General features: G+C 48.0%; 9 protein-coding genes. All 9 read left to right on the forward strand.

Going from position 1 to position 12,301, the window contains the following annotated elements:
• The coding region (locus tag QUA40_RS01520) for a polymer-forming cytoskeletal protein (RefSeq protein ID WP_333121194.1) at positions 1–774 on the forward strand (774 nt) is incomplete at its 5' end.
• Between the two features lie 135 nt (positions 775–909).
• A complete protein-coding gene (locus tag QUA40_RS01525; RefSeq protein ID WP_333121195.1) occupies positions 910–2,472 on the forward strand; it encodes a phage tail sheath C-terminal domain-containing protein in 1,563 nt (520 codons plus the stop codon).
• A gap of 129 nt (positions 2,473–2,601) precedes the next feature.
• Positions 2,602–3,126, forward strand: coding sequence for a phage tail protein (locus tag QUA40_RS01530; RefSeq protein ID WP_333121197.1), 525 nt, complete (start codon positions 2,602–2,604; stop codon positions 3,124–3,126).
• 3 nt (positions 3,127–3,129) lie between these two features.
• Positions 3,130–3,870, forward strand: coding sequence for a T4 family baseplate hub assembly chaperone (locus QUA40_RS01535; RefSeq protein WP_333121199.1), 741 nt, complete (start codon positions 3,130–3,132; stop codon positions 3,868–3,870).
• Positions 3,863–6,496: a hypothetical protein gene (locus tag QUA40_RS01540; RefSeq protein ID WP_333121201.1), complete on the forward strand. Its 2,634-nt coding sequence runs from the start codon at positions 3,863–3,865 to the stop codon at positions 6,494–6,496. The genes QUA40_RS01535 and QUA40_RS01540 overlap by 8 nt, the downstream gene beginning before the upstream one ends.
• Complete coding sequence (locus QUA40_RS01545) at positions 6,493–7,710, forward strand: Pvc16 family protein (protein WP_333121203.1); 1,218 nt, start codon at positions 6,493–6,495, stop codon at positions 7,708–7,710. Before QUA40_RS01540 ends, QUA40_RS01545 begins: the two co-directional genes overlap by 4 nt.
• Positions 7,707–9,755 carry an ATP-binding protein gene (locus QUA40_RS01550; RefSeq protein ID WP_333121205.1) on the forward strand — a complete coding sequence of 683 codons (2,049 nt, stop codon included), beginning with the start codon at positions 7,707–7,709 and terminating at the stop codon, positions 9,753–9,755. The genes QUA40_RS01545 and QUA40_RS01550 overlap by 4 nt, the downstream gene beginning before the upstream one ends.
• A 3-nt stretch (positions 9,756–9,758) precedes the next feature.
• Positions 9,759–10,013, forward strand: coding sequence for a hypothetical protein (locus QUA40_RS01555; RefSeq protein ID WP_333121206.1), 255 nt, complete (start codon positions 9,759–9,761; stop codon positions 10,011–10,013).
• A complete protein-coding gene (locus QUA40_RS01560) occupies positions 10,010–12,097 on the forward strand; it encodes a DUF4157 domain-containing protein (RefSeq protein ID WP_333121208.1) in 2,088 nt (695 codons plus the stop codon). Before QUA40_RS01555 ends, QUA40_RS01560 begins: the two co-directional genes overlap by 4 nt.
• Positions 12,098–12,301: the final 204 nt, after the last annotated feature.

Below are 12,301 nucleotides of genomic sequence, written 5' to 3' on the forward strand. Positions count from 1 at the left end.
GGAACCACTACCACTAAAACTCTAACTGTTTCAGAAGATGCTAACGTTACCGGAACCACTACCACTAAAACTCTAACCGTTTTAGAAGATGCTAACGTTACCGGAACCACCAACACTAAAACTTTAACCGTTTTAGAAGATGCTAACGTTACTGGAGAGGTAACCGTTTCAAAAAATGCTAACGTTACCGGCACCACTACCACTAAAACTCTAACCGTTTTAGAAGATGCTAACGTTACCGGCACCACTGCTACTACAACTCTAACCGTTGCAGAAGATGCTAACGTTACCGGAAAGCTAACCGTTTTTGGAGATGCTAACGTTACCGGCACCACTGCTACTACAACTCTAATCGTTTCCAAAGATGCTAACGTTACCGGAGAGCTAAAAGTTACCGGACAAGTCACAGCTGACACTTTCATAGGGAAACTCGGTCAAGCCTCATCAAGAGTTATAAAAGAGGAAATTAATGATTTATCTAGTCAGGAGGTTTCAGCCATCCTCAGAACCCTTAATCCCGTTAAATTCATCTACACAGAAGATGAGTCCAAAACGCCCCATGCTGGTTTTATTGCAGAAGATACACCAGACTTACTAACAGCCCATGACAAGCAAGCCATTAAAGTTGTAGATATTGTCGCAATTCTTACCAAAGTTGCTCAAGACCACCGAAAAACGTTGAGTGACGTGGTAAAGATTGTCAAAAAACAGCAGGCTGAAATTGCGGCTTTGACGCAAAAAATAAAAAAAATGGAGGAGAAAACCGATCCATGAGCAAAAAAAACGCAATTCGTATAAGTGCTATTAAAGGGTGTTTATATTGGCGAAAAAGCTAACTAACAAAATAATTAGCGTCCGTTTTTATCACTCTTGACTTCTATTAACTCACCCTAAAACAAGGAATTGATTATGCCCGTCACACCTACTTATCCCGGTGTCTATGTTGAGGAAATTCCCAGTGGTGTTCGCACCATTAGTGGTGTTGCAACGTCTATTACTGCCTTCATTGGTTCTGCCTTAAAAGGACAGTTGAATGAGCCCATACGCATTCAAAACTATGGCGATTTTGTGCGTCAATTCGGAGGACTATGGAATAAAAGCACCATGAGTTATGCGGTGCAACAGTATTTCCTCAATGGCGGTCAAGATGCCATTATCATTCGCATTCATAAGGGGGCAAAAAATGCAAAAATCGGCTTACCCGGTAGTGGTGGAGCGCTGAATCTAGAAGCAGCTAGTCCGGGCACTTGGGGCAACGCTCTACGAGCAGCCGTTGACCATAAAACTCGCAAAAGTGGCAACAATGAAGAAGATGCTAAATTATTCAACTTAACTGTTCAGGAATTAGAAGCACCCGGTTCCAATAAAGTGGCTGCGGCTGAAACCCTCCGCAATCTATCCATCGATCCGGATTCTGCCCGCTTTTACAAGAAAGTAATTGAACAAGAATCAAACTTAGTCAATGTTCCAGAAGACGCTTCAGCTATCACTGCTCGTCCCAATGAGATGGACTCTGTTAATGCTGACGGAACGGGTAGTGACGGTGCAGATATAACCGATACGGAGATTTCTGATGATGGCTTGAAAGCCGATCGCAAAGGGCTGTATGCCCTAGATAAAGCAGATTTATTTAATCTACTTTGCATTCCTCCTTTGACGCGATCAAAGGACGTTGGAATTGATACAACTGTCGTAAAGGCAGCTAAATATTGTAAGGATAAGCGAGCATTTTTGATTGTAGACCCACCTTCAGGCTGGAAGAAGATTTCTGATGCCGTCAGTGGTGTGGATACTCTTCGTGGCACTATCGGCGCTGATCTTGCCACCAATGCAGCGATTTATTTCCCCCGCTTAAAGATGGCCGATCCGCTCATGGAAAATCGTACAGAAGAGTTTGTTCCTTGTGGTGCAATAGCTGGAATTTTTGCTCGTACTGATTCGCAACGAGGAATTTGGAAAGCACCTGCTGGCATAGAAGCCTCAGTAGTAGGAGTACGAGAACTTTCCTACAAAATGACTGATGGTGAAAATGGTCAATTAAATCCTTTAGGGGTGAATTGCGTGCGGAATTTTCCCGTTTATGGCAATGTCCTTTGGGGATCTAGGACGTTAGCTGGCGCTGATCAACTCGCTTCCGAGTGGAAGTATGTTCCGGTTCGCCGACTCGCTTTATACCTGGAAGAAAGTCTCTACCGAGGGACGCAATGGGTAGTATTCGAGCCAAATGATGAACCTTTGTGGTCACAAATCCGGCTTAATATTGGCTCATTTATGAACAACTTGTTTAAGCAGGGAGCATTTCAAGGAAAAACGCCTAAAGAAGCTTACTTTGTCAAATGTGACAGTGAAACAACCACTCAATACGACATTGATCGAGGCATCGTCAATATTGTGATTGGTTTTGCTCCACTGAAACCCGCGGAATTTGTAATTCTCAAATTCCAACAAATGACTCGTGAAAGTGCAGCCTAATTCTTTGGGTAGCTAGTAGGTTGGGTTGAGCCATAGCGAAACCCAATCTATTTCTATAAAAGTGTTGGTCAATAGTGCCCACCTAAGATAATTGCTGGGTATTTCTAGAAAAATTGCAAGGAGAAAAAAATGGCTCAATTTAGCGTGAATGCTCAACGGTTTGACCCCTACAAAAACTTCAAATTTCGGGTTAAATGGGATGGTAAGTATGTTGCAGGTGTGAGTAAAGTAGGAGCATTAAAACGTACTACTGAAGTAGTGAGTCATCGCGACGGCGGAGATCCTAGTAGCCAACGCCACTCACCAGGCTCAACTAAATATGAAGCCATTACACTAGAACGAGGTGTAACTCACGATAAAGAGTTTGAACAATGGGCGAATAAAGTTTGGAATTATGGCTCTGGTTTGGGTGCAGAAGTGTCTTTGAAAGACTTTCGCAAGGACCTCATTATTGAATTGATGAACGAAGCGGGGCAAGTTGCGATCGCATACAAAGTCTTTCGGTGTTGGGTATCTGAATTCACGGCCATGCCCGAACTCGATGCCAATGCGAATGCGGTTGCCATTCAGAGCATTCAGTTGCAAAACGAAGGTTGGGAACGCGACTACGCCGTAAACGAACCAACAGAACCCAGTTTCCTCGAACCTAGCTAATCAATGCGTCCCTTTTCTGCTCATCACATTCTGCAAATTTGGGAAATCGGGCAGAGTCAGCATCCTCTGGATCGGGCGCTGACTCTCCTCACTTTTGCTTGCTCAGACATAACGGCATCTGAACTAGCATCCCTCAGTATTGGACAGCGAGATGCCTATCTGTTGACAATCAGAGAGATGACCTTTGGTTCTAAGCTTAATGGGTTTGCCGAGTGTCCGCAGTGCCGGGAACGCTTGGAATTTGACATGAACGTGGCAGATATCCGCATTGCTGAACCCGTTGCACCCCAAGTACAGGAATATTCTTTGGCGGTGGAAGGGTTGGAGCTGCAATTTCGTTTGCCAACTAGCTGGGATATGGCGGCTATTGTGGGGTGTCAGGATATTGGTGTGGCTAACTCCCAGCTCATACAGCGCTGTCTCGTGCAAGCAAGCCGGGATGGGGTTACGGTTGACTACAGTGAATTGCCATCGGTGGCGATCGCACAATTAGCCGCACAAATGGCAGAATACGACCCCCAGGCGGAAATACTACTAGACCTCAACTGCCCAGCCTGCAACCACTCCTGGCAAGTCCTGTTCGATATTGTGTCATTTTTCTGGACAGAACTGAGCGTCCAGGCCAAGCGCTTGTTGCGGGAAGTTCATCAACTAGCCCGGTTTTATGGCTGGCGAGAGGCAGATATTTTGTCCATGAGTGCAATGCGACGGCAGTTTTATTTGGACATGGTTTCCGATGGCTAATTTTCTCACCCGATTGGTAACGCGGCATCTGGGTTTAATCCCTGTGGTGCAACCGCTGATTGCTTCGATGTTTGCTTCAGAGGAAGTGCTATTAGGTAGCGATTCGCTGGGCTTTGAGGCTCAAACGAGTAGTATTGACTCTTTCTCGGAGGAGGAGAGGAACTGGGAAGCTGGCAAGACGGGGAACTGGCAAGACGGGGAGACGGGGAGACGGGGAGACGGGGAGACAGAGGGAGCAGAATTTAAAGCTGATTCTAGCCGTACTAGAACGGGGAAGATGCCCATCTTACAAGCAGAACTATCTAGCTCTGGTGGGGTAGGTGTCTGGCATACCCAGGCTCTGAGTACAAGCTCTGAGATTCACATCAGCAAACAGGAAGATACCGAGATACTGAGGACGGGCAAGATACCCATTCCACGAGCACAAACATCCAGCTCTGATGGGCTAGGTGTCTCACCTGTCCAAGCTATGGATGCAAGCTCGTCTTCCCAACCCAGTAAGTTAGTGCCATCTCCAGAACAGTCGGATAGCTTCAGTGAAGCTATTTCTGCGATCTCTTCGGAGGCGACACCGATTCAACCAACGCCTGAAAACCAAGGAAATCGAGTTCAACCGTTGGTTGAGTTGGTAGAAGAAATTCAGCCAAATACTTTTCAGCCATTAGACACCAATCGATCGCCAAATATACACGAAAGGCGATCGCACTTGGCAACTTCCTCTGAACAGCAAGACTCCTCACCCCTAACTGAACCCAGTTCCTCACAAACACCCAAAGTCGATACTCCTCAAAATCCCGTTGCTAACTTCATGGCCACGCCACCGACACAGCTATTCGCCGCACCGGGAATGATTCAGCGGAAAGTTGATGCAAGTATGCGATCGCATTCCTCAATTGACAGCCCAGTCAATCCCCCGAACTTAGGTGAGTCCGGTGGTTTCGTGGTGGAAGACATCCCGCTTGAGCATCCGAGTCCGGTAAAACCAACTCTGCCTCTGGTGTCTCCTGAAGCAATCCCATCCGTTCAACCGACGACAACAAGCGTGCCGAGTCGAGTAGAACCACTATTCAACGAGGTTTTAGAAACAGGACAGCGAAGGGAACATACCCAATACGGTTCAGATCAAACAAGCTTAACCCCATCTTACGAGGGTAGGAGAGAATCTAGCTTCCCTCACCTTGTAGGAGAGGAACAGGGGGAGAGGTTAACGGAACCCGATTGGGATAATAGGGAAGTGTTGGAACGCGATCGCTCAACCGCTCAACCAGATTCCCAGATATCCAACCTTAGACAACGTAATGCACCGAGGGAAACCCAGGCAACATCATCTTTTCAGGCATCCCCCGCATTGGAGATAATTCAGCCACTCCGAAGTGCCGAGTCCCCGATGTCATCGCCAATCCAAGCACCGGAAAGCCAATCTTCGCGTCGCCCTAATTCTGTGCAAGATGTTCTTAACACTGCACCCAGTTCCAAGTATTCAACAACACCGCAGGTAGAGAACCAGGGAACTATAGCGAATGCTAGTACACCCGAGCCGCTAGTCCGTTCTGAGATTGTCCTACCCATCCAGCCCTCTGCTGAATCTCAACCGAGTCGAGTTGAACCGCTAATTAATAATGATGTAGCACCAAGTGTCCAGCCAAAACAACAATTGATTGAATCAGATTTAAATCATTACCACAAAACTGTACAAGAGTCAATAAATAAGCAGCAAAACACTTCAACTGCACGGCCAAGTGAACAGACGGAGGGACACACACAGAGGCAGATGGGGAGACGTTTACAAGAGGATTCTTCGTCTCAAGCTGCTCGTACAGTTCCCTCGCGAACATTATCTCAGCAACAGGAGATATCTACAGGTAGCAATCCACCGCTTCATGCTACTGCACAGAAGCGAGAATTCATTCAATTAGTGCCACAGCGATTGATGAGTGGAAATCAATCGCTGCCAATTTCGAGTTTACCTGACGGAGAAACGGGGAGACGAGGAGACGGAGAGAAAAAAAGTGTAGGAAGTTTGACAGCAACAGGAGATGAAAGGATGTCTGAGCAGTCGTTTTTGCTACACTCAAACGTGGATGATCCCCCTAAATCCCCCTTAAAAAGGGGGACTTTGAGCAATATTGTTTCCTCATTAAACAGAGAGACTTTGAGCAGTATTGTTTCCCCCTTAAACAGGGAGACTTTAAGCAATATTGTTCCCCCTTTTTTAAGGGGGGCTAGGGGGGATCGAGTAATGTCTAGCACTTTTGAGATACCCTCTGAGTCCTCTAGGGCTATGCAAATACAGGTTCAGAGTGAGAAGTTGAGTTCTCTCATACGGCGATCGCTTTCTGTATTATCTGAGTCATCCTCCAGCCAATCAAGAGTTTATCCGAATACGAACGATGTGCCGGCATTCCCCTCCTCTAACCCAACCTATCGGCGCAACGCCGCAAATTTCGACCCAACAAATCAGTTAAATCCTGTAGAGACAACCCCGACGATTCAAATCAGTATCGGTCGAATCGAGGTACGGGCCAGTCAGCCGCCCACTCCCCCGCCCCCAACTAAATCCGCTCAACGGGGGCCAACGCAGTCTCTGCAAGATTACCTCAAACAGCGTCACGGAGGGAAGCCATGAGTAACTCACTGGCGATCGCGGCTGTCACTACTACACTGCGGAACTTACTCGCCCGAAGTATTGGAAGTGAACTGGGAAGTGGTGTTGTTACTGCCCGTCCTCCAGATAAGGCGCGGGAGAATGGAGATAGCAGCAATCAGGTGAATTTATTCCTCTATCAAACCCTGCCCAATGCCTCCTTGCGGAATGCAGATGTCACAGGACGATTGAGGCCGGGAGAAACGGGACGTTTTCCCTTAGCCCTGAATTTGTACTACTTAATTACAGTTTACGGTCAGGATAACGAAGATATTATTAGTCATCGTCTGTTAGGGGGAGCGATGCGTGTTCTCCACGACTATGCAATTCTCAACCCCGATCATATTCGTGCTGCCCTACCGGAGAGCGATTTGCACAATCAGGTAGAACGGGTGCGAATTACGCCTCAGCATCTAAATATAGAAGAGCTTTCCAAATTATGGGCAACGTTTCAAACTCAGTATCGAATTTCAGTGGCTTACGAAGTTTCGGTCATCTTAATCGATAGCAGTAGCCCGACAAAAGCTCCCTTGCCCGTCTTAATGCGGGGGTCTGATGATAAGGGGATGCTGGCACAGACGGGTTTGATTCCACCGTTTCCGACACTACAACAGGTGCAAACTCTCAATCAGCAACCGAGTGTGCGGTTGGGTGAACGGTTGATTTTGAGGGGATACCATCTCCAAAGTCAGGGGGATGTTATCGTTCGATTCATGCATCCACGTTGGTCAAGACCATTCGATTTGACTTCGCAACCAGGGGCGACGGATACGGAAGTGGTGGTTGAACTGCCGGAGCGATCGCAAGACTGGCCTGCTGGATTTTATACCGTAATGGTGCAGGTGCGGCAGGGGGGACAAGAGCGGGTGACGAATGAACTGTCGTTTTCCCTCGCGCCTAAAATTCTGCGGTTTGACCTCAGTCCCCCAGGTACGCTGACTGTAACTTGTGAACCCCATATCTGGCCGGGACAACGGGTGGTTTTGCTGGTGGGCGATCGCGAATTGTTGCCTCAAGTCGATTTAGATGCATCCCCTCGGACTGAGAAGACGAATACCCTGGTGTTTAACCTGAGAGATATTCCATCGGGCGATTACTTCCTCCGGTTGCGGGTGGATGGGGTCGATAGTTTGTTAATCGATCGCTCCGTTCAGCCGCCTGTGTTTGATGTGACTCAGAAGGTGCAGGTGCTATGACGCAGTTAAGACGCTGGCAGGTGAGCAACGATCAATATTTGGGGGCAGCGCTAAACTGGCTCCGTCTCCGCCTGAGATGGTTAGCGCAATCAGCGGAGATGGAACAACAGAAGAACAGTGAGTCGTCTCCACCAGAGATTCGGTGGGAGGAGATTGAGCAAGCGGAGAACCTGATGGCAGCAGCGGATTGCGACCCACCGCCAGCTCTGATCTTGCTAAGTTACAAGTTGGGATTGTCGGAGTTTGAGCAATGGGTGTTGCTGCTGTGTGTGGCGATGGAGTTTGATACCAGTATTGCTAATCTTTGTGCAAAGGCTCAAGATGATCCGAATCGACCATATCCGACGTTTGCGCTGGCGTTGGCGTGTTTTGATCAACCGGAATGGGGTGTGGTGTTGCCGGAAAGTCCTTTGCGCTATTGGCGGTTGATTGAGATTCATCAGGTGGGAAATCAACCGCTAATCACGAGTGCGTTACGGGCGGATGAGCGGATTGTTAATTATTTTAAGGGGATAAATTATCTCGATGACCGCTTGGGGTCGTTGGTGTTTCCTCTCAATCCTTGGGAGAAAGGGGTGAAGGAGGGGATTTTACCGTTGCCTGCTTCTGGGCGAGAGGTGGCGGAAACTATGGCATTGCAGATTAAAACGGCGGTTGAGGAGCAGGAGTTTCCTATTTGGCAGTTAACGGGAATTGATAAGGATAGTAAGGTTAGCATAATTTGGAAACTTTGTCAAGTGTTGGGGCTGCGTTTGTATCGGTTGCCCTTGGAGTTGTTGCCGCCGCAGGGGACGGAGTTGGAAACCTTGGCGCGGCTTTGGGAGCGAGAAAGTTTGTTGTTACCTTTGGCGCTGTATGTAGATGTGCAGGGGTTAGATGAGGTGGCGAATGGGGGGGGACTGGCGGGGTTGCGGCGGTTTTTGAGTCGCAGTCAGGGGATTTTCTTTTTGGATGTGCGGGAGAGTGGGTTGGCGCTGTCTCGTCGGACGGTGACGTTTGATGTTGCCAAGCCTACGCCTGTGGAACAGCGAGAGGCTTGGGAGTTGGCGTTGAGGGAAGAGTTAAATCAGCCAATGGTAAAGAGCATTTCGGGGCAACTAGCGAATCAATTTAACTTGAATTTGGTGGAAATTGGGCAGATTGCGGAGAAAGCACGGGGGGAGGTGAGGGAAGAACCTGAATTGCTGGCACATTTATGGCAAGGGTGTCTGGCTAGCACTCGTCCGCGTTTGGATTCGCTGGCGCAACGGTTGGAGGTGAAAGCCACTTGGGATGATATTGTACTGCCGGATGAGGAGAAGAAGTTGCTTGAACAAATAGCTGACCAAGTGCGGCATCGGGGGGTGGTGTATGACGACTGGGGGTTTCGGGGACGGATGAATCGGGGGTTGGGGGTGAGTGCGTTGTTTGCGGGGGAAAGTGGGACGGGGAAGACGATGGCGGCGGAGGTGATAGCGCAGGATTTGCGGTTGAATTTGTACCGGATAGATTTGTCGGCGGTGGTGAGCAAGTATATTGGGGAAACGGAGAAGAATTTACGCAGGTTGTTTGATGCGGCGGAGGATGGGGGAGCGATTTTGTTTTTTGATGAGGCGGATGCGTTATTTGGGAAGCGCAGTGAGGTGAAGGATAGCCATGACCGCTATGCGAATATAGAGATTAATTATTTGTTGCAACGATTGGAAGCGTATCGCGGGTTGGCGATTTTGGCGACGAATATTAAGAGTGCTATGGATGCCGCGTTTGTGCGACGGTTGCGGTTTATGGTGGATTTTCCCTTTCCGAGTGTGAAGGAACGCCATAAAATGTGGGAGAAGGTGTTTCCACCAAAGACACCGACGGAGGAGTTAGATTTGCAACGGTTGGCTCAGTTTAATGTTACGGGGGCGAATATCCATAATATTGCTTTGAATGCGGCGTTTTTGGCAGCGAAGGCGGGGACTCCGGTGGGGATGGAGTTGGTGTTGGCGGCGGCGCGGACGGAGTTTCGCAAGTTGGGAAGGCAGATTAATGAAGCAGATTTTCGGGTTATGGGAGGCAGGTAGGGGATGAAGATTGATATTCAGATTGAGCGGTTGATTTTGTCAGGGGTGGATGTTAGTCAGAGTCAGAGGGTGAAGTTGCAAGGGGCAATTGAGGCGGAGTTGGCGCGACTGTTGACGGTGTTTGGGTTGCCTGTGCATTTACAGGGAGGCGGGAGGATTCCTAAGTTGCCTGCAGATTTGAGTTTGACGAATACAAGCAATCCTGTGCAATTAGGACAGGAAATTGCCCAAGCCATATATGGAGGGATGAAGTTATGAAAGGTCGCCAAGTTGGTCGGGTTAATCAGCAGTCTAAAGGCGAGAGTCCTGTGGTGAGTGGGGTTTTACAGCGTGCGGCGGTGGAGAAGGAGGTGGAGGCGACTGAGGATGTGGAGTCGGAAAGGTTTAGCCAGTCGCGGTTTCGGCATGATTTTAGTCAGGTGCCGATTGGTACAGGGAGTTTGCCAATTCCAATTATTCAGGCAAAGTTGACCATTGGCGAACCGGGAGATAAGTATAAACAAAAGGCTGATCGGGTAACATCCCAGGTGGTACAAAAGATCAATGCCCCCGCATCTACCCTGTCATCTCAAGGACAGGAGATGGGGGCCGATTTCGCGGTGCAGCGAAAATCGTCTTTACCACCGCAGCAATTCTCGCAACTCACTGTCACCGAAACCCCATCTGCATCAGCAGGGGATTGTGTGATCCAAGGGAAAGGCGAAAAGACAGAGAATAGCCAAGTTCTATCAGAAGTCCCGTATCCCAACCAAACGGGTTTACCGGATCGCCTGAAAGCAGGCATAGAAATCCTCTCTGGCTACTTTATAGATGATGTGAGAGTACATTACAACTCGGATAAACCCGCACAATTGCAGGCCCATGCTTATGCACAAGGCACAGAAATACATTTGGGTGCAGGACAAGAGAAACACCTGCCCCATGAGGTTTGGCATGTGGTGCAACAAAAACAGGGAAGGGTACAGCCTACTGTACAGGCACATGGTGCGAACATAAATGACGCTCCGAGCATGGAGCAGGAAGCCGATGTGATGGGTCAAAAGGCTTTAAAACTAGCTTCGGCTGATGCTAATTCAAAAGAAGTAGTGTTAAAACAGGATACGCCAAAGGTAACGACAGCGACCGTTCAGTTGATAACCGTGGATGATAGTGATATTGACAAAACTTATGAAATAATACCCTATGGACAAACTGACAAAGTACAAGGACAGCTAAAAAAGATTGTGGGTGGCGGATGGTACACATTTGTTGTATCAGGCTCTGAGATAAAAGTGCGAGGACAGAGCAATATCATACGGGAGATAACTGCCTTTATACCTACATCAAACGCCGGATCACTCACAGCCATCCTTAGCCATTATGATATAACGGCCCTTTCCACATCTATCCCGGAATTTACTATTAGTGAGATTGTCAAGACATACAGTGTGACCCCTTCAGATGCCCTACAAATGATTGCGGATAATTTTAGACGTGATCCCCGAACCATACGCATTCATTATCCCTTTGGCTCAAAAACGATTGCCAAGGGAGCACCTGCTTTTACTGACCCATCCAAAACCAACAAAATGCCGCAGGCAATGGTCAGTTACCGTCAGCAAGAATATGGGGCGCATAAAAAGGTGGGTCATGACTATGATGACTGGGCTGACGAACTATCAGACAGCGAAGAGTCCTCGTCTGACCGTCAGCATTTTGCCAAAAGGGTGGGGGAATATCTCACCTCTACCAACCCTAAGGACGACTTTATGGATCTATCTGGATCAAAACGGGCTGCCCTCGGTGGCATTCTCACGGCTACACAAGTATCTGATCGCTTGCGGACTTATCAGGATTCAAGCGTGACAGCTATGGAATTCAACAGACAAATACAAGAGCGTGGCAATGGAAAGGGTACAATGCATTCCATCTTTGGAGACAAAAAACATTCTACTTTTCTGCCTGCCCGTACTGGCGGTTCTGGTAACCAACGGGACAAACTAAATTTATACCTTCAGGAAATTCAAGCTACAGCCTTGTTACAAGTAAATAACTGCCTCATAAACGCCATTTGTCAAGCCGTTAAGACACGAAATGCTACGATGGAAGAGCTAGTAGAGATACGTTCGGAGTTGGGAAATGTAGGGGAGATGATGTTAGCAAATGATAAGACTATAGATGTGATCAGTCGAGTCCTCCGTGTTAACAATTGGATTACGGTGCGTTATCCCCTTGATTCAGGGGCAATGAACGAAACTTTTTCGAGAGGGAGCGGGAGCGGTCAACATATAAATATTTACCATACAGGAGGAAATCATTTCCAACACAATCAGCCTTCTACTGGGGCTTACAATATGTCATGATAGGTCTGGTTAAAAGTAATCTAAATTTTTCGGTAATTGTACGTGGAGTTTAGCGATCATTGAGCTTGTAGTAGGATTGGATTAGATGAAATCGGTTTTGAGAGTAAAAAACTCCGAAGGAGTCGCTTCGCAATAGCATTCTAGCCGATGAGAAACGAAAGGCGAACACAAGCTTGGGGAGTACAGAAGAGCAATGCGATCACT

This window comes from Microcoleus sp. Pol11C3, assembly GCF_036701485.1.
Classification (GTDB): domain Bacteria; phylum Cyanobacteriota; class Cyanobacteriia; order Cyanobacteriales; family Microcoleaceae; genus Microcoleus.

Excerpts from the sequence above, each read along its gene's own strand:
- QUA40_RS01525 (WP_333121195.1), top strand. The coding sequence starts at position 910 with ATGCCCGTCACACCTACTTATCCCGGTGTCTATGTTGAGGAAATTCCC.
- QUA40_RS01530 (WP_333121197.1), top strand. The coding sequence starts at position 2,602 with ATGGCTCAATTTAGCGTGAATGCTCAACGGTTTGACCCCTACAAAAAC.
- QUA40_RS01535 (WP_333121199.1), top strand. The coding sequence starts at position 3,130 with ATGCGTCCCTTTTCTGCTCATCACATTCTGCAAATTTGGGAAATCGGG.
- QUA40_RS01540 (WP_333121201.1), top strand. The coding sequence starts at position 3,863 with ATGGCTAATTTTCTCACCCGATTGGTAACGCGGCATCTGGGTTTAATC.
- QUA40_RS01545 (WP_333121203.1), top strand. The coding sequence starts at position 6,493 with ATGAGTAACTCACTGGCGATCGCGGCTGTCACTACTACACTGCGGAAC.
- QUA40_RS01550 (WP_333121205.1), top strand. The coding sequence starts at position 7,707 with ATGACGCAGTTAAGACGCTGGCAGGTGAGCAACGATCAATATTTGGGG.
- QUA40_RS01555 (WP_333121206.1), top strand. The coding sequence starts at position 9,759 with ATGAAGATTGATATTCAGATTGAGCGGTTGATTTTGTCAGGGGTGGAT.
- QUA40_RS01560 (WP_333121208.1), top strand. The coding sequence starts at position 10,010 with ATGAAAGGTCGCCAAGTTGGTCGGGTTAATCAGCAGTCTAAAGGCGAG.